This is a genomic window from Hydrogenophaga sp. (assembly GCF_030651625.1).
In the GTDB taxonomy this organism is placed as follows: domain Bacteria; phylum Pseudomonadota; class Gammaproteobacteria; order Burkholderiales; family Burkholderiaceae_C; genus Hydrogenophaga.
Genome location: NZ_JAUSCF010000023.1, coordinates 12,091 through 36,003 on the forward strand (window position 1 = coordinate 12,091; position 23,913 = coordinate 36,003).

General features: G+C 64.2%; 22 protein-coding genes and 1 riboswitch. Of the genes, 15 read left to right on the forward strand and 7 right to left on the reverse strand.

Annotated features, from left to right (window positions below; all coding sequences use genetic code 11):
• The first annotated feature begins 71 nt into the window (after nt 1–71).
• From Q7V46_RS10135 to Q7V46_RS10170, 8 genes are all read left to right on the forward strand, one after another.
• The gene (locus Q7V46_RS10135; RefSeq protein WP_304913422.1) at nt 72–1,280 is read left to right on the forward strand and encodes a PAS domain S-box protein; all 1,209 of its coding nucleotides are present in this window, start codon (nt 72–74) and stop codon (nt 1,278–1,280) included.
• Nucleotides 1,277–1,957, forward strand: a complete 681-nt coding sequence (locus tag Q7V46_RS10140; protein WP_304913423.1) for a response regulator transcription factor — start codon at nt 1,277–1,279, stop codon at nt 1,955–1,957. Before Q7V46_RS10135 ends, Q7V46_RS10140 begins: the two co-directional genes overlap by 4 nt.
• A gap of 157 nt (nt 1,958–2,114) precedes the next feature.
• Entirely contained in the window at nt 2,115–3,524 is a 1,410-nt protein-coding gene (locus tag Q7V46_RS10145; protein WP_304913424.1) for a CmpA/NrtA family ABC transporter substrate-binding protein, read from the forward strand.
• Nucleotides 3,525–3,636: 112 nt separating this feature from the next.
• Nucleotides 3,637–4,500 (forward strand): nitrate ABC transporter permease, encoded by an 864-nt coding sequence (ntrB, locus tag Q7V46_RS10150; protein WP_304913425.1) that lies wholly within the window; start codon nt 3,637–3,639, stop codon nt 4,498–4,500.
• Nucleotides 4,490–5,386, forward strand: coding sequence for an ABC transporter ATP-binding protein (locus Q7V46_RS10155; protein WP_370690321.1), 897 nt, complete (start codon nt 4,490–4,492; stop codon nt 5,384–5,386). Before ntrB ends, Q7V46_RS10155 begins: the two co-directional genes overlap by 11 nt.
• A 136-nt stretch (nt 5,387–5,522) precedes the next feature.
• Nucleotides 5,523–5,966: a cyanase gene (gene cynS / locus Q7V46_RS10160; RefSeq protein WP_304913426.1), complete on the forward strand. Its 444-nt coding sequence runs from the start codon at nt 5,523–5,525 to the stop codon at nt 5,964–5,966.
• A gap of 439 nt (nt 5,967–6,405) precedes the next feature.
• Nucleotides 6,406–6,873 (forward strand): nuclear transport factor 2 family protein, encoded by a 468-nt coding sequence (locus Q7V46_RS10165; RefSeq protein ID WP_304913427.1) that lies wholly within the window; start codon nt 6,406–6,408, stop codon nt 6,871–6,873.
• 97 nt (nt 6,874–6,970) lie between these two features.
• Entirely contained in the window at nt 6,971–8,098 is a 1,128-nt protein-coding gene (locus Q7V46_RS10170) for a cache domain-containing protein (protein ID WP_304913428.1), read from the forward strand.
• A gap of 9 nt (nt 8,099–8,107) precedes the next feature.
• Here the strand turns inward: Q7V46_RS10170 and Q7V46_RS10175 are convergent, their stop codons facing one another.
• A complete protein-coding gene (locus Q7V46_RS10175) occupies nt 8,108–8,977 on the reverse strand; it encodes a pirin family protein (protein ID WP_304913429.1) in 870 nt (289 codons plus the stop codon).
• Nucleotides 8,978–9,103: 126 nt separating this feature from the next.
• Here Q7V46_RS10175 and Q7V46_RS10180 point away from each other — a divergent pair, with 126 nt between their 5' ends.
• The 3 genes from Q7V46_RS10180 to Q7V46_RS10190 all read left to right on the forward strand — a co-directional run bounded on the left by Q7V46_RS10180 (nt 9,104) and on the right by Q7V46_RS10190 (nt 11,626).
• Nucleotides 9,104–9,283, forward strand: coding sequence for a hypothetical protein (locus tag Q7V46_RS10180; RefSeq protein ID WP_304913430.1), 180 nt, complete (start codon nt 9,104–9,106; stop codon nt 9,281–9,283).
• Nucleotides 9,284–9,349: 66 nt separating this feature from the next.
• The gene (locus Q7V46_RS10185) at nt 9,350–10,390 is read left to right on the forward strand and encodes an RNA methyltransferase (RefSeq protein ID WP_304913431.1); all 1,041 of its coding nucleotides are present in this window, start codon (nt 9,350–9,352) and stop codon (nt 10,388–10,390) included.
• An 87-nt stretch (nt 10,391–10,477) separates the two neighbouring features.
• On the forward strand, nt 10,478–11,626 hold the full coding sequence (locus Q7V46_RS10190; RefSeq protein WP_304913432.1) for a Fic family protein: 1,149 nt from the start codon (nt 10,478–10,480) through the stop codon (nt 11,624–11,626).
• 22 nt (nt 11,627–11,648) lie between these two features.
• Here Q7V46_RS10190 and Q7V46_RS10195 read toward each other — a convergent pair whose 3' ends face one another.
• The 4 genes from Q7V46_RS10195 to Q7V46_RS10210 all read right to left on the reverse strand — a co-directional run bounded on the left by Q7V46_RS10195 (nt 11,649) and on the right by Q7V46_RS10210 (nt 15,871).
• Entirely contained in the window at nt 11,649–12,992 is a 1,344-nt protein-coding gene (locus Q7V46_RS10195; RefSeq protein ID WP_370690322.1) for an FAD-dependent oxidoreductase, read from the reverse strand.
• Nucleotides 12,993–13,015: 23 nt separating this feature from the next.
• The gene (locus Q7V46_RS10200; RefSeq protein WP_304913433.1) at nt 13,016–14,164 is read right to left on the reverse strand and encodes an acyl-CoA dehydrogenase family protein; all 1,149 of its coding nucleotides are present in this window, start codon (nt 14,162–14,164) and stop codon (nt 13,016–13,018) included.
• A gap of 180 nt (nt 14,165–14,344) precedes the next feature.
• Entirely contained in the window at nt 14,345–14,905 is a 561-nt protein-coding gene (locus tag Q7V46_RS10205; RefSeq protein WP_304913434.1) for an OsmC family protein, read from the reverse strand.
• A gap of 66 nt (nt 14,906–14,971) precedes the next feature.
• Complete coding sequence (locus Q7V46_RS10210) at nt 14,972–15,871, reverse strand: sulfurtransferase (RefSeq protein ID WP_304913435.1); 900 nt, start codon at nt 15,869–15,871, stop codon at nt 14,972–14,974.
• 335 nt (nt 15,872–16,206) lie between these two features.
• Here Q7V46_RS10210 and Q7V46_RS10215 point away from each other — a divergent pair, with 335 nt between their 5' ends.
• Entirely contained in the window at nt 16,207–16,461 is a 255-nt protein-coding gene (locus Q7V46_RS10215; protein ID WP_304913436.1) for a type II toxin-antitoxin system HicA family toxin, read from the forward strand.
• Nucleotides 16,458–16,796, forward strand: a complete 339-nt coding sequence (locus tag Q7V46_RS10220) for a type II toxin-antitoxin system HicB family antitoxin (RefSeq protein ID WP_304913437.1) — start codon at nt 16,458–16,460, stop codon at nt 16,794–16,796. The genes Q7V46_RS10215 and Q7V46_RS10220 overlap by 4 nt, the downstream gene beginning before the upstream one ends.
• A 627-nt stretch (nt 16,797–17,423) precedes the next feature.
• Here Q7V46_RS10220 and Q7V46_RS10225 read toward each other — a convergent pair.
• Both Q7V46_RS10225 and Q7V46_RS10230 read right to left on the reverse strand, forming a co-directional pair.
• Nucleotides 17,424–17,642 (reverse strand): hypothetical protein, encoded by a 219-nt coding sequence (locus Q7V46_RS10225; RefSeq protein ID WP_304913438.1) that lies wholly within the window; start codon nt 17,640–17,642, stop codon nt 17,424–17,426.
• Between the two features lie 122 nt (nt 17,643–17,764).
• Nucleotides 17,765–19,384, reverse strand: coding sequence for a sigma 54-interacting transcriptional regulator (locus Q7V46_RS10230; protein ID WP_304913439.1), 1,620 nt, complete (start codon nt 19,382–19,384; stop codon nt 17,765–17,767).
• A gap of 165 nt (nt 19,385–19,549) precedes the next feature.
• Between Q7V46_RS10230 and Q7V46_RS10235 the strand changes: the two genes are divergently transcribed.
• Both Q7V46_RS10235 and metH read left to right on the forward strand, forming a co-directional pair.
• On the forward strand, nt 19,550–20,836 hold the full coding sequence (locus tag Q7V46_RS10235) for a hypothetical protein (RefSeq protein ID WP_304913440.1): 1,287 nt from the start codon (nt 19,550–19,552) through the stop codon (nt 20,834–20,836).
• Between the two features lie 48 nt (nt 20,837–20,884).
• Nucleotides 20,885–21,012, forward strand: a riboswitch (S-adenosyl-L-homocysteine riboswitch).
• 25 nt (nt 21,013–21,037) lie between these two features.
• Nucleotides 21,038–23,839, forward strand: coding sequence for a methionine synthase (gene metH / locus Q7V46_RS10240; protein ID WP_304913441.1), 2,802 nt, complete (start codon nt 21,038–21,040; stop codon nt 23,837–23,839).
• The last annotated feature ends 74 nt before the right edge of the window (nt 23,840–23,913 follow it).

Below are 23,913 nucleotides of genomic sequence, written 5' to 3' on the forward strand. Positions count from 1 at the left end.
GATTGTGCCGTGTCACGCCGGTTTTGGGTGGGTGTGCACCTGAGTGGCACATCCATTGCTTGATGCATGTCATGCAAATGGACCCACACGCCTGGCTTCGTCAACCGCTGGCCGCCGCCAGCGAGGCCTGGCGCAACCCGCTGGAGCTGCTGCTGGCCTCCACCGGCGAAGGCATCTATGGGGTAGATCTGGACGGCCTTTGTGTGTTCATCAACCTGGCGGGTGCCCGCATGATCGGCTTCGAGCCGCACGAGGTGCAGGGTCGCAACATGCACGAGCTGACCCACCATGCCCGGGCCGACGGCTCTGCCTACCCTGAGGCGCAGTGCCCGATCTTCAACGCCTTCCGCCAGGGCCTGCCGTGCCGCATCGACAGCGAGGTGTTCTGGCGCCGCGATGGCAGCGCCTTTCCGGTGGAGTATTCCAGCCATCCCATCGTTGACCAGGGCCAGGTGCGCGGTGCGGTGGTCACCTTTGTGGACATCACCGAACGGCGCCTGGCGGCCGACGCCCTGCAGCGGGCCAAGGACGAACTGGAAGAGCGCGTGCGAGAGCGCACGGGCGCGCTGGAGACGGCGCTTCACCAGGTGCGCGAGCTGGCGGCATGGTCGGAAACCGTGCGTGAAGACGAGCGTACCCGCATCGCACGCGAGGTGCATGACGAACTGGGCAGCCTGCTGGTGGCGCTCAAGATGGATGTGAACTGGATGGACAAGCGCCTGGCCGAGCAGACCCAGCGCAGTCCGGACGCGGCCGAAGACATGCGCACCCGCATGCGCTGCAAGTGCCAGAACATGAGCCGGCTTATTGAAAACGCGGTGGACAACGTGGGCCGCATCATCACCGACCTGCGGCCCAGCATCCTCGATCACCAGGGCCTGTGGGCCGCGCTCGAGTGGCAGGCGCAGGAGTTCGTTCAATCGGCTGAACTCGCACTGGATTGGTGCATGGCGGTGGACGACGTGCCCGACCCCCCCGAACCCCTGGCCATGGCGGTGTTTCGCATCTTTCAGGAAATGCTGAGCAACGTGGGCCGCCACGCCCGGGCCAGGCACCTGGCGGTCGACATCACCGCGCGCGCAGGCGAGCTGGTGCTTACCGTGCAGGACGACGGCGTGGGCGCGCCCCCGCAGGCTTTTGAAGCGGCCGATGCCTATGGCGTGATGGGCATGCGCGAGCGCGCGCGGCATTTCGGCGGCCAGATCCACATCCACAGCGCACCGGGCGCTGGTACGCGCATGTGCCTTACGTTGGCGCTTCCAGAGGGCAACCCAGCATGAACAGGGACGATATCGTGACCGAGACCATTCGCGTTCTCATCGCCGATGACCACCGCATCGTGCGCGAGGGCTTGAAGCAGATCCTGGCCGATGCCTCCGATGTGCAGCTGGTGGCCGAGGCCCAGACCGGGCCGGAAGTGCTGACACAGGTGAAAGCCCTGCGAGGCAGCGAAGGCCTGGACCTGGTGCTGCTCGACATCGCCATGCCGGGGCTCGATGGCCTGGACGTGCTGCAGGTGCTCAAGCGCGAACACCCGCGTTTGCCAGTGCTCATGCTCAGCACCTACCCGGAGAAGCAGTACGCGGTGCGCTGCATCCGCATGGGCGCTTGCGGCTATCTGAACAAGAGCGCCGACCCCGACGACATGCTGGCTGCGGTGCGCAAGGCAGCCAGTGGTGGCGTGTTTCTCACGCAGGACACCGCTGAGGCGCTGGCCGCTGCGGTGGGCAGCACAGGCGCACAAGGCGGGCCCGAAACACTTTCGCACCGCGAGCACCAGGTGTACCGCTTGCTGACGCAGGGACAGACCGTGAGCGAAATTGGTGCACAGCTGGGCCTGGCCCCCAACACGGTGAGCACTTACCGTGCGCGCATCCTGGAAAAGACCGGTGCCAAAAACGATGTTGAGCTGGCGCTGTATGCCGAACGCCATGCGCGGCCGCCCGTGACGCCCTGAATCTGGCAGTCGCCGCAGGGTTTTGTAGGGCTGCCCCTACACGGCGTCGGTTTGGGACTTGCGAATTTGCCAGTGGGTCCGCCAAACGGTCGATGTGGCGGGCGTTCTGGCCCGGTGCTTGCGAAGTGCCAAGCGTCATCAACTCACGAGGTGCGCCATGTCCGAATTCTTCGATCCTTACAACGCCGACCGACCACTCATGCTCAAGTGCAGCTGTGGCCGGGACCACACGCTGGCCGACCACCATGCCGAAGTGGCCGCCGACAGCGCGGCCGTGGAATTGCGCCGGCGAAGCGAGACGGCCGAGTTCGAGGCCTACAGCAACGAGTTCATCGAGGCGACCCTGGTGAAGGCGCTGTTCCCGCACGACGAGCAACGCCGCCGTTTCCTGCGCGCCGTGGGCAAGGGTACGGCCATGGCCGCGATCGCCAGCGTGCTGCCGGTGGCCAGCCTGCAGGCCATGGCGCAGGAGAAGCAAGGTTCGCTGGAAAAGAAAGACCTCACCATCGGCTTCATTCCCATCACTTGCGCCACGCCGCTGATCATGGCCGCGCCGCTGGGCTTTTACCAAAAGCAGGGGCTCAACGTGGCGGTCACCAAGACCGCTGGCTGGGCCCTGGTGCGCGACAAGATGATCAACAAGGAATACGACGCGTCGCACTTCCTCTCGCCGATGCCACTTGCCATCAGCCTCGGTCTGGGCAGTAACGCGGTGCCCATGAACGTGGCCACCATCCAGAACATCAACGGCCAGGCCATCACGCTGAGCCTGAAGCACAAGGACAACCGCGATCCCAAGAACTGGAAGGGCTTCAGGTTCGGCATTCCGTTCGATTACTCGATCCACAACTTCCTGTTGCGCTATTACCTGGCCGAGGCCGGCCTGAACCCCGATACCGACGTGCAGTTGCGCGTGATCCCGCCGGCGGAAATGGTGGCCAACCTGCGCGCCGGCAACATCGACGGCTTTCTCGGCCCCGACCCTTTCAACCAGCGCGCGGTGTTCGATGAAGTCGGCTTCATCCACGTGCTCACCCGCGACCTCTGGAATGGACACCCGTGCTGCGCTTTCGGCACCAGCACCGAATTCATCCAGAAGAACCCCAACACGTTCGCGGCGCTCTACCGCGCGGTGCTCACCTCGGCTGCGATGGCGCGCGACCCGAAGAACCGCGAGCTGATTGCCAAGGTGATCGCGCCCAGCCAGTACCTCAACCAACCCGAAGCGGTGCTGACCCAGGTGCTCACCGGTCGCTTTGCCGATGGTCTGGGCAAGATCCAGAACGTGCCCGAGCGCGCCGACTTCGACCCCATGCCATGGCAGAGCATGGCGGTGTGGATGCTGACCCAGATGCAGCGCTGGGGCTACATCAAGGGTGACGTGAACTACAACCAGATCGCCGAGCGCGTGTTCCTGATCACCGACGCCCGCAAGCACATGAAGGACCTGGGCCAGGAGTTCACGGCAGGTCCGGCCTACAAGAAACACACCATCATGGGCAAGGAGTTCGACCCGGCCAAGCCGGCCGAATACCTCAACAGCTTCGCTATCCGGCGCGCTGCCTGAGCCACCCTGACGCACTGCGCGGATTCCCTCGATGGCGCAGCGCCTGCGGCCCCATCGGGTGGAGCCGGCCGTGTTTCTGGAACGTGCCTTCTGTTTTGCAGGACCTTGATCGATGAAAAACGCTCACCTCAACTTCCGCGCCGCGATGGTGTCGCTGCTGATTTTCGTCGTCTTCGTGGGGGCGTGGCAGCTGTCCACCACGGGGCCGTCGATCGGCGGGTCGTCGGCCGGCCTCACGGCCGAGCAGATCGAGTACGAAAAGATGATGGGCCGGGATCCCGGTGCGGCCAAGAGCACCGGCTTCCCGCCGCCTGTTGAAGTGGCCAGAGCCAGCTGGGGGCACCTGTCGGACCCGTTCTACGACAACGGGCCGAACGACAAAGGCATCGGCATCCAGCTGGCGCATTCGCTGGCCCGCGTCGGGCTCGGGTTTCTGCTGGCCATGGCGGTGGCGATTCCGCTGGGCTTCCTCATTGGCATGTCGCCGCTGATGCGCAAGGCGTTCGACCCCTTCGTGCAGGTGCTCAAACCCATCAGCCCGCTGGCCTGGATGCCGCTGGCGCTCTACACGCTGAAGGACTCGGACGTGAGCGGCATCTTCGTGATCTTCATCTGCTCCGTGTGGCCCATGTTGATCAACACCGCGTTCGGGGTGTCCGCTGTGAAACGCGAGTGGCTCAACGTGGCGAGCACGCTGGAAGTGAACCCGATCCGCAAGGCCTTCCAGGTGATCCTGCCGGCTGCCGCGCCCACCATCCTCACCGGCATGCGCATCAGCATGGGCATCGCCTGGCTGGTGATTGTGGCCGCCGAAATGCTGGTGGGAGGCACAGGCGTGGGCTACTTCGTGTGGAACGAATGGAACAACCTGTCGCTGACCAATGTGATCTTTGCCGTGCTGCTCATCGGCGTGGTGGGCATGCTGCTGGACCTGATGTTTGCGCAACTGCAGAAGGTGGTGACCTATGTGGAGTGAATCCGAAGAACGGCTTGAAGTGGCTGCGCGCCAGGCCGCCACCGACGCCAAGTCAACCGCTACCTCAGCCGCCACACCGAAAGCCTCCCCGATGACTGGTTTCCTCAAAGTCGAACAACTCGCCAAGGCTTACCAGGCCGACAAGCCGGTGTTTGCCGACGTGTCGTTCACCATCGACAAGGGTGAGTTCGTCTGCATCATCGGCCACAGCGGCTGCGGGAAGACCACCATTCTCAACGTGCTCGCGGGACTGGACACCGCGACCAGTGGCCACTGCTTCATGGACGGGCGAGAAATCGCCGGCCCCAGCCTGGAGCGCGGTGTGGTGTTCCAGAGCCACGCGCTCATGCCCTGGCTCACGGTGCGGCAGAACATCGCGTTCGCAGTCAAGTCGCGCTGGGCGGATTGGAGCCGCAGCCAGATCAACGCGCACGTGGAGAAGTTCGTGGCACTGGTGGGCCTGAGCCCGGCCATCGACAAAAAGCCCAGCCAGCTTTCAGGTGGCATGAAACAGCGCGTGGGCATTGCGCGCGCCTTCGCCATCCAGCCCAAGATGCTGCTGCTCGATGAGCCGTTTGGCGCACTGGATGCGCTCACCCGCGGCACCATCCAGGACGAGCTCATGGCCATCGTGAACGAGACACACCAGACGGTGTTCATGATCACGCACGATGTGGACGAAGCCATCCTGCTGGCCGACCGCATCCTTCTGATGACGAATGGCCAGGAGACCGAGCAGGGCTACGTGCCCGGCGGCATGGCCGAGGTGGTGGTGAACCCGCTGCCGCGCCAGCGCAGCCGCGCACAGTTGCATCACCTGGATGGCTACTACGAGCTGCGCAATCACATCGTGGATTTTTTGGTCTCGCGTGCGCGAGCCCATTGAACCCCCCGCGTCGCCTTCGGCGCCACCCCCTCAGAGAGAGGGGCGACACCTGGGACCGGCGAAGCCGGATCCGCGGTGTCCCTGGACAACTTCCCCTCGCTCCAACTTTTCTTCACCAACCACCAAGAGGCAACACATGAGCCGACTCGACGTCACCGAAAAGATCATCTCCACCAAAGTCACCAAAGGCCTGAGCTGGGCCGACGTGGCCAAGAAGGTAGGCCAGTCCAAGGAATGGACCACCGCGCTGTGCCTGGGCCAGATGACCGCCACGCCGGCGCAGGCCAAGGTGCTGGGCAAGATATTTGGCCTTTCCACCGATGAGCAGAAGTGGCTGATGGTGGTGCCCTACAAGGGTTCGCTGCCCACCTCGGTGCCCACCGACCCGCTGATCTACCGCTTCTACGAACTGGTGAGCGTGTACGGCACCACCTTCAAGGAGCTGATCCACGAAGAGTTCGGCGACGGCATCATGAGCGCGATCGATTTCAAGATGGACATGCAGCGCCAGGCCGATCCGAATGGGGATCGGGTGAACATCGTGATGTCGGGCAAGTTCCTCCCCTATAAGCAGTATTGACTGCAGGACGTGAAGACTCACCGCGCCTCCGGGTAGAGGGGCTAGCCGTGCCACTTTTTTTCTCCGGAAGCTTGGCTTGGCCGGGTCTCGGCCCGGCGGCCGACCTACCTTTCTTTGCTTCGCCAAAGAAACGTAGGCCAAAGAAAGGCGAGCCGAAGTTCGGGCCCCTGCGGGGTTCCTTGCGCTGCTCGCGTCGTGGGGGAAATTCGCAAACTTGTCCGCTGCGCGGCCTTCGGACATGCGAATTTCTGATCCCCACGCCGCTGCGCTGCTCAGCCCGGCCACACGGCACAAGCGGGAGCGGACTACCCCTCAGGCATGCGCGCATTCGCTCCCTCCCCCACTGGGGGAGGGTTGGGGTGGGGGCCTGCAGCTGGAGCACTCTTTTTGTACCTGGCATGCGCTACGCGCCGCATTCCTTTTGAAAGTTGATCACGTCATGGAACCTCGACCACCATTGCCTCCCTTTACCGCCGAGACCGCCGCGCAAAAGGTGCGCATGGCCGAGGACGCCTGGAACACGCGTGATCCTGATCGCGTGGTCAAGGTCTACACCGAAGACACGCGCTGGCGCAACCGGGCTGAGTTTCCGGTGGGTCGGGGCGAGGTGCATGCTTTTCTGGTGCGCAAGTGGGCGAAGGAGCTGGATTACCGGCTCATCAAGGAGTTGTGGGCGTTTGCTGGGAACCGCATCGCGGTGCGTTTCGTCTACGAATGGCGCGACGATTCGGGGCATTGGTTCCGCTCCTTTGGGAACGAGAACTGGCAGTTCAACGCGCAGGGCTATATGGAGCAGCGCCACGCCAGCATCAACGACCGACCGATCCATGAAAGCGAGCGGCTGTTCCATTGGCCGCTGGGCCGGCGGCCCGACGAGCATGCAGGGTTGACCGCGCTGGGTTTGTGACGGCAGACACTGATTGCGCAGGTATTCCAGTTCACGGCTCAAGCCCACGGGGGATGTGTCGAAAGACTCTCGGGGCAGGTGAACAAGGAGTCTCGTGATGGCAGAAGACAGGGCAAACGGTGCGACCGCAGCGGGCACCAACGGGACCGACCGCGGTGAAGCGGTCGAACAACACATCGCAGTGATCGGCTCGTTGTCGGAATCGCTGCTGCGGGGTGTGGACACGGCACTGGACGAGGTGAGCAGGGTGAACCTTTCCACTCAGCTGCTGTCGGTCAATGCGCGCATCGAAGCCGCGCACGCCGGTGCTGCCGGTGGCAGCTTTGCGGTGGTTGCGAGCGAAATGAACCGCCTCTCAGGCGAGGTCAAGATGCTCACCGACCGGCTGCGCGGCGATGCTCAGCACACCGGTGTTCAGATGCGTCATGCGGTGCAGGGCTACGTGACGCAGGTGCGCGATGCCCGCCTGTGCGAGCTCGCGCTCACCAACATCGACCTGATCGACCGCAACCTCTATGAACGCAGCTGCGACGTGCGCTGGTGGGCGACCGATGCAGCTGCTGTGGATTGCGTGCGCGACCCGAGCGAAGACCGGCGGCGCCATGCGCAGCGGCGGCTGGGGCAGATCCTGGACTCGTACACCGTCTACAGCGACCTGGTGCTGGTGGACGCCCTGGGCACGGTGTTGGTCAACGGCCGCCCGGCGCAGTTTCACAGCGTGGGCGCCGATGTGTCTGGCAGCGACTGGTTCGCCCAGGCCCTGGCTTCGCGCGACGGCAGCGAGTTCGCCTGCTCCAGCGTGCATGCATCAGAACTGGTCGACGGCCAGCGGGTGCTGGTGTACGCCTGCGCGGTGCGCGAAGGTGGCGATGTGCGAGGCAAGGTGCTGGGTGTGCTCGGCATCCTGTTCAACTGGGACGCACTGGCACTGACCATCGTGCGCCGCACACCGCTCACGACGGACGAATGGAGCAGAACGCGTGTTTGCATCATCGACGACAGTGGTCAGGTGCTGGCCGATTCTCAAGAAAACGGCCCGGCGCGTATCGACCTGAGCGGTTGGAAGCCCTTGCTGGCACAGTCGCGCAGCTCGGCGGTGTTGCGGGTGGACGGCAAGCCCACCTGCGTGGCACACGCTGCGTCACCGGGCTACGAGACCTACCGCACGGGCTGGCACTCGCTGATCTTGCAGGGCGTGTCAGAGGCTGAAGCACGCACGCACTGACCTTTGGTCTCAACCCGGCAGCGGAATCCATTCCTGGTTGTCGTCCGGCGGCAGCGGAATACGGCCCGCCCGCCAGTCGGCCTTGGCCTGTTCGATGCGCGCCTTGCTCGACGACACGAAGTTCCAGAACACGTGGCGCTCGCCCAGCGGTTCGCCGCCGAAGATCATGAGCGTGCTTTTTTCGCGGGCTGTGATCACGGCATTCTCATCGTCGCCAAACACCAGCAACTGACCCGGCACATACGTCTGACCGGCGTGTTCGATTTCGCCGTGTGCCACGTAGACCGCCTGCTCGCTGTGGCCACCGGGCAGGGTTCTGGATGCGCCGGCTTGCCATTCGCTGTGCAGGTAGAACAGCGGCGAATGCGTGCGCACCGGGCTGGTCATGCCGTAGGCGCTGCCGGCGATCAGGCGCATCCACACGCCGCCGGCTTCCTGCACCGGCAGATCCGCCGCCGGGTAGTGGGTGAAGGCGGGCTCGGTTTCTTCATCGGCTTCGGGCAGGGCCACCCACAGCTGCATCAGCTCCAGGCCGCCGCCGGCGAACGACTCGGGGTGGCTGAAGCGCTCGGAGTGCGAGATGCCGCGGCCAGCGGTCATCCAGTTCACGTCGCCCGGCACAATGGACTGTTTCACGCCCAAGCTGTCGCGGTGCATCACCTGGCCACTGAGCAGGTAGCTCACGGTGGACAGCCCGATGTGCGGGTGCGGCCGCACGTCGGCGGCGCTGGTGTCTTCCGGCGCCATGGTGACCGGGCCGGCATGGTCCACGAAGATCCACGGTCCCACCATGCGGCGTTTGGCATAGGGCAGCACACGCCGAACGGTCAGGCCGTGGCCAAGATCGGCAGGACGGGCGGTGATCACCATCTCCAGCATGGGGGGCTCCTTGTATTGAATGTGGGTGGGCAGTGAGGACATTCTCACGGCGTGGGCGACGGCACACAAGGGCGATGCTTGTTGTCCTGCCGTGACTGTCCGATAGTGTTCCAAGGAGGCGCGTGAATGGATTGGTTTGGTATGGTGTTTTCGGTGGCGTTTCTGCTTTCCCTGCTCACGGGAAAGGCCTACTTCCGTCGGGTCTACGACCGGGACGAAGCGCCCTCGATGTACTGGCAGATCGTGGGCTGCTACGCGGCCCTGGCCGCACTGGGGCCGGTGTTGCGCTTCTTCAAGGCCGGTTGAAGCCGTCTGCGTTCCGGCTGGCCCTGTGTCCTAATCGGGGTATTGATTTTTCCGCACCAGCCAGACATGCGCATCGAAACCCTCCGCGAACGCCTGCGCGCCCTCGGCGCCAAACCCTTGCACGAGCAGCGGGTGCTGAGGCTGTGGTCGCAGGCCCAGCCGCAAGACAAAGGGCGGCGCGCACTGGAAGCTTTCATGCCCACCGCGCTGCGCAATGCCTTGCCCGCGTTGTCGGACGAAATGGCAGGCCTGGCCCGCCTGCAATCACAACACGCGGGTGATGATGGTTCCGCGCGCCTGCTGGTGGCCCTGAACGACGGCCAGTTGGTGGAGACCGTGCTGCTGCCGCGCGGCGGGCTGTGCGTGTCCACCCAGGTGGGTTGCGCGGTGGGTTGTGTGTTCTGCATGACCGGGCAAGGCGGTCTGGTGCGCCAGGTGGGCAGCGCCGAGATCGTGGCCCAGGTGGCGCTGGCGCGCACGCTGCGCCCGGTGAAGAAGGTGGTGTTCATGGGCATGGGTGAGCCTGCGCACAACCTGGACAACGTGCTGGAGGCCATCGACCTGCTGGGCACGCTGGGCAACATCGGCCACAAGAACCTGGTGTTCTCCACCGTGGGCGACCCGCGCGTGTTCGAGGCCCTGCCGCAAGGGCGTGTGAAGCCTGCGCTGGCGCTTTCGCTGCACACCAGCCGTGCCGCGTTGCGCGAGCAGCTGCTGCCGCGCGCACCCCGCATGACGCCCGACGAACTGGTGGAAGCCGGCGAGGCCTACGCGCGCGCCACCGCCTACCCCATTCAATACCAGTGGACGTTGCTCGAAGGCATCAACGACGGCGACGATGAACTGGCCGGCATCGAGCGGTTGCTCAAGGGCAAGTACGCGGTGCTCAACCTGATTCCGTACAACACGGTCGACGACCTGCCCTACCGCCGCCCCAGCTGGGAACGTGCCGCCGCCATGGCACGCCACCTGCACCGTCTGGGCATTCTCACCAAATTGCGCCACTCCGCCGGGCAAGATGTAGAAGGTGGGTGCGGGCAGTTGCGGGCGCGGGCGGAACGGCCTGAAAAGCCGGCGAGGCGGGTGATTGCGGTGCAGGCGGTGTGAATGGCTATTGAAAGTTTGCTTTAAAAGGCTGCCATCAAATTAAAGTTCGCTTTAATATGCGAAGTCTGATGTCAAGAAATCTTGCATATGGCACGCATCACAGGCCGCTACGCAACGACCACCACGCTGGGTGAGCCGGTCAAGGCTTTTATCCCCCACACATTGCCACCTTCAGCCCCAGCGTTGGCAGACGAGGCCTGGGTGGAGCGCAACCGAGCAGCACAAACGGCCCTGGCGCGGCTGTCTGCCGTGGCAGAGCTGGTGCCTTCGGTGGACTGGCTGCTGTACAGTGCCATCCGCAAGGAAGCCTTGATGACCTCCCAGATAGAGGGCACACAGGCCACGCTCACCGACCTGTTTGACGATGAAGCCGGCCTTGCCGTGAGCAACACCGACGACGTGGAAGAGGTCACCAACTACCTGCAGGCCTTCCGACTGGTACAGGACAACCTGCGCGATACGGCCGGATTGCCGCTCGGTGTGCGCCTGTTGTGCAACGCGCAACGCCTGTTGCTCAACGGCGTGCGCGGCACTGGTAAACAGCCGGGCGAATTGCGCCGCTCTCAGAACTGGATCGGTGGCACGCGGCCCGGCAACGCAGTGTTCGTGCCGCCCCCGGCCGATCAAGTGCCCGGTCTGCTGGCGGACCTTGAGCAGTACATTCACGCGCCAGACGGAGACCTGCCGCCGCTGGTCAAAGTGGCGCTGGTGCACGCGCAGTTCGAAACCATCCACCCGTTCCTCGATGGCAACGGTCGCATGGGTCGCTTGCTCATCGCGGCCCTGCTGGAACACTGGGGCTTGTTGCCCGAACCGCTCATGTATCTGAGCGGATACCTCAAGCACCATCAGGCCGAGTACTACCGACTGTTGTTTGCCATCCGAACCGGCGGCGACTGGGAAACCTGGGTGGGGTTCTTCCTGGAAGGGGTCGAGGTATCGGCGGCCAAAGCCGAACGGGACATCGTGGCACTGGCGAGCCTGGTGGCCGCTGACCGACGTCGTCTGTTGCAGCACCCCAAGGCGGGGCCGGCCAGCTACCGGCTGTTTGAACTGTTGCCCACCATGCCGCGCTTCACGGTGGAGCGGGTCAGGCAGGCCTTGAGCACCACCTTCCCCACCGCCAGCGCCGCCGTCAAGTTGCTGGAGGAACTGGGTATCGTGACCGAGGTCACCGGCCAGAAAAAGAACCGCACCTTCAGCTACCAAGCCTACATCGATCTGCTCAGTGATTAGGCATTCTCGAATGGTGATGCGCTCAATGCAGCGTCAAAGGATGTGTGGTCGTCTTCACACGCACCGTAGCGGGGCGCACCTCGTAAGGCACCGCTTCAGCACCGCAAATGGCGGCCGCTATCGTGCGGGCCTGTCGGGCGATGGGTTCGATGAAGCGGCTGGTCTGGCCCTGGATGCTGATGCAGTCGCCCAGGGCGTGGATGCGCGGGTTGCTGGTGACCAGGTCTTGCGGCTTTACGGCAATGCCCTGGTCCCAGGCCAGGCCGGCGCTCTGCGCCAGGCGCGGCGGTGTGGCCAGGCCGGCGGCGGCCACCACCTGGTCGGCCGGGAAGCGCTGGCCGCATGCGGTGGTCACGCGGTAGCGCTCGCCCAGACGTTCCACGCTGGCTACCTGCACACCGCCCACGAAGCGGATCGGCAGGTCCTGCCAGGCGTTCAGCAGCGGGTCACCAGCCTGTTCGCCCGGCCAGCGCGCCAGCGGGCGCTGCATCACGTCCAGCAGGGTGATGCGGTGGCCGCCCAGCGCCAGGTCGTTGGCCAGTTCGCTGCCGATGAGGCCGGCGCCCACGATCACCACGTCTTTGGCTGTTTCCCCCAGTGCGGCGCGCAGCTTGCGGTAGGCACCCAGGTGGTTGATGCGCCAGCACAGCTCGGCCGGCAAGGCGGGCGGCAGCGCGGCCTGTGCGCCGTGGGCTAGCACCAGCTGGTCGTAGCGCAGCGTGCCGCGGGTGGTGCGCAGGGTGCGTGTGTCAGGGCAGATGCGCACGGCGTGTGTGTGGGCGAGCAGGCGCACGTTCAGGCGTTCGGCGGCCTGGGTGCCGGTCTCTTTCACCAGTCGGTCCAGGTCCATGTGGCGCGCCATGGCGATGGAGAGCATCGGCTTGTCGTACACGTCGGCGGTGCAGGCGCTCACCAGGGTGATGGGCAGGGCGGCGTCGAGTGCACGCAGTGATTCGGCCATCTGCCAGCCGGCCCGGCCACCGCCCACGATCACCACGCCGGGTGCCTGCCGCGAAGGTGCCACGGCCGTTGGCACACCGCTGTTCATGCGGGCGCGCAGGGTCTCCAAGCTAGGGGCTTCGTAAGGGGTGAAGTCGGCCTTGGTCACGCCGCACAGGGGGCAGTACCAGTCTTCGAGGATGTCTTCGAAGCGGGTGCCGGCCTTCAGGCCGCTGTCTGGGTCGCCGATGGCTTCGTCGTATATGTAGCCGCAGGCTTCGCAGATGTAGGTGTGGAAGGGTGCGGTGGCTTGTGATGCTGATGCGTCGGGCGAGGGCTTCGACAGGCTCAGCCCGAACGGAGGGGTGGGCATGTCGGAGGGTGGCATCTCGCGCACCTCGCCATAGATGGCGGATAGGGTGCTCACTGGGGCTGACCCGCTTGATGCGCTCATGCCGGGCTCACTTCCTGGCTCAGTCGCGCAATTTCTTTGCGCAAGTGCTTGATGGCCGGTGTGACGATGGCCACGAAGTGCGATTCGCGCACGCGGCGCTGCACGTCCGAACTCATGAGGTAGCCGCGCGCGCCCTGGTGCAGCAGGGCCGACTGCGCAGCGCGCAGGCTCAGTTCGGCACCGTGGGCGCGCGCGTCCAGCACATCAATGAAAAACTCCACCGACGGGTTGAAGGGCGTTTCGGCCAGCTTCATCACGCGCGCGGTGAGCGCGTCCAGCTCGGCCTGCAGGGCATCGGGCCGGTCTTCCAGGAACTGGTTCACATGGCCCAGCGGGTCTTCCACCGCCCACATGGAATCGATGGCGCCCTGCGTCACGCCCACCGCCATGCCGCACTGGAGCATCACGAAGGCCGCGCGGATACGCGCGATGTACGGCTTGGCCGGGTCGGCCATGATTTCGCCAGCACCGATGAAGTGGTCCTTCAGATGCAGCGCGTAGGTGCCCGTGCCCTCCATGGCGGAGAAGCTCGGGCATTCGCGCAGCGTCACACCTTCGCCGTTACAGCGCAGCAGGAACATCACTTCTCTGTTCGCGCCTTGATCTCCATCCATCACGGCTGCCAGCACACCGCAGGCGTGGTCCGGCCCCAGGTTGCTCACCCAGGGCAGCGAGCCGTTCACCAGATAGCCACCCTCCACCGGCGTGGCCTTGAGCAGCAGGCTCTCGATCTGTGCGTAGCTCTTCATGGGGTTGGACATGCCGGTGCCGCCCAGCGTGGCGCCGCTGGCGTGCGCGGTGAGCGCTTCACCCATGAGCGCCGGGTTGCCCGAAGCCTGCATGTACAGCCCACACACCGCCTGGCACCACACCATGAAGCCTGTGGCGCCGCACACGCGCGACACCTCGGCCATGGCACGGATGGCCAGCCCGTAATCGGCCCGACCCACCGGGGCATCCAGGTGCGCGCTGAACACGCCCAGCGCACCCAGTTGCTGCAACACGTCGCGCGGGTAAAAACCGTCGCGGTCGCAGGCGTCCACCACAGCGGCCAGCGGGCCTTGCGCCACTTCGCGTACTGCTGCCAGCAGCGCTTGGGCATAGGCTTCGTGCGTGAGTTCGGGTGGGAGGTCGTTCGGGTTCATTCAAGCTCCAGCAGATGGGTGAGCCCCTCAACAGGCTCAGGGCGAACAGGGGAATTGGCTCCTTCCCCCTCTGGGGGAAGGCGGGGATGGGGGCCCGCGCGCCGACAAATGCACTTACTGCGCCGCTTCATGCATGCCCCCACCCCTGCCCTCCCCCAAAGGAGGAGGGAGCAAGAAATCTCAAGCCATCGAAATCTCAAACGGAATCGGGTTGCGCATGCTGTTGGCCACCGGCGAATAGAAGTTGGCGTGCTGCACGATCTCGTCCAGCACTTCGCGCGGTGCATCCCCTTCCACCAGCACCTTCACGCGAATGGCCTGAAAGCCCATTTCAGGCGGCGTTTTCTCCAGCGCACCGCCGGCACCCCAGGCAGCCGGGTTGCCGATGTCGCCTTCCAGAAACACCTCCAGCTTGCTCAGCTTCACACCCTTCCAGGTGGCCACGGCTGTCACACCCACGGCAATGCAACCACCCAGGCCACTGAGCACGATCTCGCCCGGCGCGGGCGCCGTGTCTTCGCCGAACAGGTGCAGCGGCTCGTCCACCACCACCGGCGCGTGATTGCCCACGTAGGAGAGCGAACGGTACTGGCCCTCCATCACCGTGTGGACCTTGTTGGTGCCCCGGCTGCCGGGGTTCGCCTTGCCCTTGGCGGCAAAGGTGGCCAGACCATCGCCGTCGATGGGGCGCAGGTAGGCGGTGACGGTGGTGGTGGGTTCAAGCGTGGTGGCGTCGGACATGGCGTCTCCGTGGGTTCGATGAAGTGAAAAAGGGAAAGGGGGAAGTGAAGGAGGTCGCAGACTGGTTCAGGCAGCAAGGGCCATTTCTGGCTGCTTGCTGGCTTTGGCAGAAGCGGCCACAGGCAGACCGGTTTCGATCGGCAGACTCTCGTCGCGCGACCATTCGTTCCACGAACCAAAGTACATGCGCACATCGCTGAAGCCGGCCTGATTGAGCGCCAGGAAAGTGTTGGAAGCGCGCGCGCCCTTGAAGCAATACAGGTAGATCGTGTCGTCTGGCGCAATGCCGGCGGTGGCGCATTCGGCCTTCACCTCGTCCGGCGTCTTGAACACCGGGCCCTGGGCTGAAGGCTTCATGAAGCGGTACCACTCCACCCACTTCGCGCCCGGCAGCCGGCCCTTGCGAGGCGCGAAGTCCTTGCCGTAGGGGCTGGAACTGTCGCCAATCCATTCGTCCACATCGCGCACGTCGAGCAGCACGGTGTCGGTGCCCAGCGCGGCCTGCACGTCGGCCTGGGTGAGCATCACATCGGTCAGGGGCTGGTCAGGGAAAGTGGCGGGCACAGGGGTGGCCGCTTCGGTGGACACCGGCAGGCCCATAGCCTTCCAGGCGCTGAAGCCGCCATTGAGCACCTTGATCTTGGGGTAGCCCAGCCAGGTGAGCAGGTAGTAGCCCCGGCACGACTGACCGTAGCCGCTGTTCATCGCGTCTTCGTAGAACACGGCGGTTTCCTTGCCAGAGAGGCCTGCCTTGCCCAACGCTTCCGCGAAGGTCGATTTGAGCGCCTGCAGGCCTTCGGGTGTGGAGGTGGCCAGAAAGGTGAACACCTCGCGCAGGTTCACTGCGCCGGGAATGTGGCCGGCGGCAAAGGTGTCCGCGTCACGGGTGTCGATGACCACCACGGGTCCGGCGGCTTGCAGGGCGGCGAGTTGATCGGGTGCGATCAGGATGGCGTCGATGCTCATGGAAACCTCATCAAAAGAAGCGGCGGGCGGGATTGCCTGGGGGCTTCTTTGCAATGGGCGTGCCATGTGGGGAAGGGGTGTGTCCGGAGCGGTTGATCGGCAGATAAGTTGTTGATTTTCTTGGTTAAATTGGGGTTTTCGACCCAGGGAGACTTCTGTTGAAAGATCTCACCCAGGTCAATGTGTTGCCAATGTGTCAACACATTGCTGCTACGGGTAAAGGCGATGCAGCCAGACTGACGGCGAGCGTGGGCAGGTACTTGCAGCGAGAGAACTGCCTTTGAGAGGCGACTGCGTTGGTTGTCGGTGATATCACTTTTCGATATCATCCGTCTATGAACGCCAAGCAGCGCAAGACCCTTCTCGCGATCTTCACGCGCCCAACGTCGGCGTCCATTCCTTTCTCGGACATCGAATCGCTGATCAAGGCGCTTGGGGGTTCCGTCACCGAGCGCGAGGGCTCGCGCGTAAAGATTGAACTGCAGGGTGAACAATGGCGTTGCCATCGACCTCATCCGGGCAAGGAAGCGAAGCGTTATCAGGTTGAAGAGGCTCGCGAAATGCTTGAACGTGTAGGAGTACAGCCATGAACACCATGTCCCACAAGGGCTATACCGCCCGGGTCGAATACGACGAGCGCGACAACATTTTCGTGGGTCGCATCCTGGGTATCCACGGCATCATCAGCTTCCATGGTGAAACCGTTTCTGGACTGCGTGCGGAATTCGAGCATGCGGTAAACGACTACCTGGCCGAGTGCAAGAAGGAGGGCGTAACACCAGAGAAGCCTGCTTCAGGCAAGCTGCTCCTGCGTGTCCCCCCAGAGATTCACGGTCGTGCGCTGGTGGCGGCTCAGGCGGCAGGGAAGAGCCTCAATCAGTGGGCGACCGAGGTTTTGCAGCATGCGGTTCAGCCGGGTGGATAGTTGCGCATGCACAGACGCAGGGATACACAGCAAGAGCATGAACGGGCACAGGTGGCTGCGTTTATCTCTTGGCTCAACTCACGATATCGAGCGAGCTATGAGGTTGTTGCCGAACCGACCCAGCCAGAGGCAATCATTCGCTCTGGGCGAACAACGAGCTGGGTCGAGGTGACGGACGCCTTTTGGAGTGGTGCTTTTGCGCAAGATGAGTATTCGTACGCCACACCCGAAGAGAAACACAGGGCAATTGAATATGGCCCATTTCTAGAGCCAGATGCGAGATTCGCAGATCGGTTTGTAGATGTCGTGAGGAAAAAACTGGAGAAGAAGTCATACCTTCCAAGCAGAGAAGCCTACGGACCAGGGTACCTCCTCGTCCCAGTTATGTATCCACTCTTTTCCCTACATTCGCTCGAGTACATGAAGAAGGCTTGGTCCCGAATTCAAGTCAAAGACCTCGGTGGCTTTCGAAGCGTTTACATGTCGGTCCAGATGGGGCGAGGTCCGATCGTGAGGTGGTCGGCGTATGGCCGCAGCTAACTTGACGTAGTTGGACTCCACGCAACGGGAAGGGATTGAATCTGATTGGCTTTGATGGTCAATCCAATCGGTCGAAAAGGTGGCGCCCTATCGGCAAACCAGGTCGTCAGCATCCAGCGCCGGTGGCCGCAACAGATCCTCATCAATCCCCATGACCGCACTGGCCCGTTCGACCGCCCGCCACAGCGAGGGTGGCATCTTCAAGATCTCATCGGGTGATTGAGCCTGCGCGATCCAGGTGCTGATCTGCTGGTGCTCGTCGGGGGACAGCAAGGCCAGGTGCAGCATCTCGTCAATGGTCTTCATGTGGGCCTCGTGTTGTTGGCGTCTGTGAATGCACATGCGTCCTGGCGGTCGCTGTTCAAGGGATTGGAGCAGATGCTGTCACACATCCGGTGCCCCCGTGCGTTGACCTGACACATCAATGTTCACCGCAACCCCGCCTTGCGAAGCCGGTAACCGAACTGCCGCAAGGTCAACCCCAGACTCTGCGCCGCCCGCGACTGGTTGCCTTGGTGGCGCGCCAGCGCGTCCTGCAGCGACTGGACGCTGTGTGACTGCGCGCGAAGGTAGTCCCGCACCAGGGGCGCACCGCCATTGGTGTCTGCGTGGTCCGCCGAAGTCAATGGCGGAGAGGAATCCGCAGGCGCCAGCATCGAAGTTTCCGCCGCGCCCGGTAGAAACCGCTCCAGTTCGGCAGCCATCACCGGCGTGTGGTCGGCCAGCAGCACCAGGCGTTCCACCAGGTTGCCCAGTTCACGGATGTTGCCTGGCCAGTCCAGCGATTCCAGGCGGGCCATGGCGTCGGGGGCCAGGTGCACGTTGCGCTGGTGAGCCTGGTTGGCACGGCTGATGAAGTGCAGGGCCAGGGCGCGCACGTCGTCGCGGCGTTCGCGCAGGCTGGGCAGGCGAATGGGGATGACGTTCAGGCGGTAGTACAGGTCTTGCCGGAAGCGGCCGGCCTGCACTTCGCGCGCCAGGTCGCGGTTGGTGGCGGCCACCAGGCGCACGTCGATGCGCACTTCGCGCTGACCGCCCAGCCGCACCAGCGTGCCTTCCTGCAGCGTGCGCAGCAGCTTGCTCTGCATGGCCAGCGGCAGCTCGCCAATCTCGTCCAGAAAGATGGTGCCGCCGTTGGCCTGTTCGAACCAGCCCGGGCGTGCTGAGTTGGCGCCGGTGAAGGCGCCGCGTTCGTGGCCGAACAATTCGGATTCGAACAGCGTTTCCGGTATGGCCGAGCAGTTCACCTTGATGAAGGGCTGGTCGTGCCGGCCACTGGCCAGGTGCACCGCGCGGGCAAACAGTTCCTTGCCGGTGCCGGACTCGCCCAGCAGCAGCACCGTGGCCTGCGACTGCGACACCCGCTCCAGTTCGCCCAGCGCCTGCAGCAGCGCGGGTGACCGGCCAATGAGGCCGTAGCGCGCGGTGTTGGTGTCCAGGGCGCGGGCCAGTTCGGCGTTACGGGCTTCGAGCTGGCGCGTCTGTTCGGCCACCAGCTGTTCCAGTTGCAGCAGCTGCCCGGCCAGCGTGGCCAGAATGCGCAGCACGGCCAGGTCGTCGTTCAGGTGGCGCTGGCGGCTGCGGATGCGGTGGCATGCCAGCACGCCAATGGTCACGCCATTGAGCGCAATGGGCAGGGCGATGTAGGCCACGGTCTGCGGCGGCAACTGGGCGCGCGCCACGGTGCGGAACAGAAACAGCGGCTCTGCGTCCACGTCTTGCACGATGGCTGGCAGGCCACCGGCCAGCACCCGCCCGGTCACGCCTTCACCCCAGTGAAACACCCCGCGCGCGATCTCATTGGCCGTGAGGCCGTAGGCGTGGCGGATGGACGCTGTGCGGCTGCGCCCGGGCAACGCGTCGTCGGCCAGGATCATGCGCCCCCGGTTCAGGCCCAGCAGCTCGCTCATCAGGTGCAGCATTTCGCGAAACACCTCTGCCGGTGCCAGGCTGCGCCCCACCAGCTTCATCACCTCGCGCATGAGCAGCAGCTCCTGGGCGTGCCAGTCGGCGGTCGTTGATTCGGAGTCGGTGAGTGGGTGTGGCATGCGAGGCAGAGGTAGGTGGCGTCATCAAGCAATTCCTGCACCAATGCGCGCGATCGTTCAGGTTCGGGGCCCGACGAAAGGCGGTTTCCGGCGGCTCTGTGCCATGGGCATCTGAGTGCTATTTACTTATGATTTGCTTCTTTTGAGCGAATGCCTATGAACGCCATGGAAATCTCACTTGAAGATGAAGACGACCGGTATGAGCTCCGAATCACGGCAGCAGACGTGCGAGAGGCCCTGCTGCTGGATGCCCGCCGGTTCATGCAACTGGGGCTGGTGGGTGAGGTGGTGTTCTGGCTGGCCCTGATCGTCAGCGCGGCGGATGGCCCGCTGGGCCTTGTGGCCATGGGGGCGTACGCAGGGGCTGCAATCGCCATTGCCTGGGGGGTCATCCAGGCGGGAAAGGCCTCCGGCATGCGACCGGCCCAGCAGGGCTTGTTCCTGTTGCTCGCCCTGGCTCCGATCGTGCGGCTGATTCCTGTGGCCGCGTTCATCGGCCGCGGTTCATCCGCGCACAGCTCCTGGCAGTCGCCCAGCCAGGCCGGCCACAGCGCCGAAGCGGCCCGCCAACGGGCCCAAACGCGAGAGCAGCAACGTGCCAAAAAAGCGCGCAGGTCCCCAAAGCCCGACACGGTCGAGAAGATGAAAGCGGCGGATGAGGTGGAGGTGCTGGGAGGGGGGGAAGAGCGCGAAGGGGTGCATCGCATCGATACCCAGGCCGCGGCTTCCACCAAACCCGTGGCAACTGAGAAGTCCCGCGCCGAACCGGCGGCCAGCGCCGTGCAATGGCCAGCCAACGATGTGGTCCGCCAGCAGGCGCTGGCGCGGCTGTCAGGCGCACTGCCGCGCATTCGCCTGATCGACACAGAAGGCCTTGCCGACGGCGCGCAGATGCCCCCTGAGCTGGTCATGCGCGATCTGAAAATTCCCCTGGACGGAGACCTGAGCCTGCTGGACCTGCCCGTGACCCGCGCCACCAAAGGCGCGTTTGGTGTGCAGTACGTGGTCGAAGACGGCAAGCGTTTCAACGCCGTGCTGGCGTCAGACCTGGCAGACGCCGGACTCTCGGTCGATGAGCTGCACCGCATGGCGTTGGCGAATCTGAGCCGCCTGGTGAAGGGGGAGCTGAAGCTCAAAAGGGCCAACGCGAAGGACGCCAGCTACCGCGCCCTGCACATCAAGCTCGACGGCTCCCATGAGAGCAGCGTGCTGCTGCTGGACGACCTGTGGGACAAGACGCTCAAGAAACACGCGCCCAACGGCGTGGTGGCGGTCATGCCCTCGCGCGATGTGTGCACCTTCATCGATCTTTCGGCGCTCACCAAAGGTGGGCTGGCCGATCTGCGCGAAGCCATGCTGCAGGCCAAGCGCCTGAATGGTGAAGCCGTCAACGCGATCCTGCACCGCCAGGGCCGGCACTGGGCGCTGGCCGGAGAGTTGGACGGCGTGTAGCCGTACGCGTCAGCGGCCGTCTCGCGTGAGGAGCCGCTAAAATCAAAGGTTCTCAAGGAGCGCTGCAGCGCCGGGCCCGATGTTTCCATCGCGCGCACCCGGTGTCAGGCTTGAGGGGGAACCCCGGTTCCTGATCCCGCACACCGTGCCGGGTCACCCAACGGCGCTCACCAGTTTTTGTCAGCCCCTCTGGTGAGCCTCATGTCCGATACCGTTTCGTCTCCCGCCTCGTCCACCCCCGTGCCCCCCATGCTGCTTTCCGGCCTGGAGCCGCTGCGCATTGGCGAAGGCAGTCTGTTCGTCAACGTGGGCGAGCGCACCAACGTCACCGGTTCCAAGGCTTTCGCCCGCATGATCCTGAACGGCGAATACGAGCAGGCGCTGGCCGTGGCGCGCCAGCAGGTGGAAAACGGCGCGCAGATCATCGACATCAACATGGACGAGGCCATGCTGGACAGCCAGGCCGCCATGGTGAAGTTCCTGAACCTCATCGCTGGCGAGCCTGACATCGCGCGCGTGCCGGTGATGGTGGACAGCTCCAAATGGGACGTGATCGAGGCCGGCCTGCGCTGCGTGCAGGGCAAGGGCGTGGTCAACTCCATCAGCATGAAAGAGGGCCTGGACGAGTTCAAACGACAGGCGCGTCTGGTGAAGCGCTATGGCGCCGCCGCCGTGGTGATGGCCTTCGACGAAAAGGGTCAGGCCGACACCTACGAGCGCAAGATCGAGATCTGCGAGCGCGCCTACCGTGTGCTGGTGGACGAGGTGGGTTTTCCGCCGGAAGACATCATCTTCGACCCCAACATCTTTGCCATCGCCACTGGCATTGAAGAGCACAACAACTACGCGGTCGACTTCATCAACGCCACGCGTTGGATCAAGCAGCACCTGCCCGGCGCCAAGGTGAGCGGCGGTGTGTCCAACGTGAGCTTCAGCTTCCGCGGCAACGACCCGGTGCGCGAAGCCATCCACACCGTGTTCCTGTACCACGCCATTCAGGCCGGCATGGACATGGGCATTGTCAACGCCGGCATGGTGGGCGTGTACGACGAACTGGAGCCTGAGCTGCGCGAGCGTGTGGAAGACGTGGTGCTGAACCGCAGGCCCGATGCCGGCGAGCGTCTGGTGGATGTGGCCGAAAACGCCAAAGGCGCGGCCAAGGACGACAGCAAGCGCAACGAATGGCGTGGCCTGCCGATCCGCGAGCGGCTGACGCACGCGCTGGTGCGCGGCATGAACGAGTTCATCACCGAAGACACCGAAGAGATGTGGCGCCTGATCGAAGCCGACGGTGGTCGCCCGCTGCACGTGATCGAAGGCCCGCTGATGGACGGCATGAACGTGGTCGGTGACCTGTTCGGCCAGGGCAAGATGTTCCTGCCGCAGGTGGTGAAAAGCGCCCGCGTGATGAAGCAGGCCGTGGCCCACCTGCTGCCCTACATCGAGGCCGAAAAGCTGGCCCTGCAGGCGGCGGGTGGCGACGTGAAACCCAAAGGCAAGATCGTGATCGCCACCGTGAAGGGTGACGTGCACGACATCGGCAAGAACATCGTCACCGTGGTGCTCCAGTGCAACAACTTTGAAGTGGTGAACATGGGTGTGATGGTGCCCTGCCACGAGATCCTGGCCAAGGCCAAGGAAGAGGGCGCCGACATCGTGGGCCTCTCCGGCCTGATCACGCCCAGCCTGGAAGAGATGCAGTACGTGGCCGGCGAGATGGAGAAGGACGCGCACTTCCGCGACACGCAGATTCCGCTGCTGATCGGCGGTGCCACCTGCAGCCGCGTGCACACCGCCGTGAAGATCGCGCCGCACTACAGCGGCCCCGTGGTCTATGTGCCCGACGCCTCGCGCAGCGTGAGCGTGGCGCAAAGCCTGATCGGTGACAGCCGGGTGAAGTACATCGCCGAACTCAACGCCGACTACGACAAGGTGCGCACCCAGCACGCCAACAAGAAGCAGGTGCCGATGTGGCCACTTGAAAAGGCTCGCGCGAACAAGTGGCGTCCGGCTTCACTCCCTCTCCCGCTGGCGGGAGAGGGCTGGGGTGAGGGCTCTTCGGAGTCCGCCTGGGCCAACTTCAAACCCCACAAACCCAAGTTCATCGGCAAGCGCGTCTTCAAGAACTTCGACCTGAACGAGATCGCCAAATACATCGACTGGGGCCCTTTCTTCCAGACCTGGGACCTGGCCGGCCCGTACCCCGCCATCCTGGACGACGAGATCGTTGGCGAACACGCACGCAAGGTGTTTGCCGACGGACAGGCGATGTTGAAGAAGATCATCGAAGGCCGCTGGCTGTCAGCCAATGGCGTGATCGGCCTGTACCCGGCCAACACCGTGAACGATGACGACATCACGCTCTACACCGACGAAACCCGCAGCACCGTGGCATTGACCTGGCACGGCCTGCGCCAGCAGACCGAAAAGCAGGAAATCGACGGTGTGATGCGCCCCAGCCGTTGCCTGGCCGATTTCGTGGCACCCCAGGGTGTGGCCGATGATTACGTGGGCCTGTTCGCCGTGACCGCCGGCCTGGGCGTGGAGAAGAAGGAACAGCAGTTCCTTGACGCGCACGACGACTACTCGGCCATCCTTTTCAAGTCGCTCGCCGACCGCCTGGCCGAAGCCTTTGCCGAATGCCTGCACCAGCGCGTGCGCACCGACCTCTGGGGCTACGCTGCCGACGAGGTGCTCAGCAATGAAGACCTCATCAAGGAAAAGTACCAGGGCATCCGCCCCGCCCCCGGCTACCCGGCCTGTCCGGACCACAGCGTCAAGCGCGCCATGTTCGAGCTGCTGCAATGCAAGGACATCGGCATGACGCTCACCGAAAGCCTGGCCATGTCCCCGGCTGCCAGCGTGAGCGGCTTCTACCTGAGCCACCCGGAGAGCACCTACTTCAACGTCGGCAAGATCGGTGAAGACCAGGCGCAGGATCTCGCCAGGCGCAGCGGTGTGCCGCAAAACGAATTGCAGCGCTGGCTGGCGCCAATTCTTTAGTACTCATCTGACGGGGGTGTTTTGACGGCCGGACTGCCGTCCATCCCACCGTTTTCGCCGCCTGCAAACCTGGC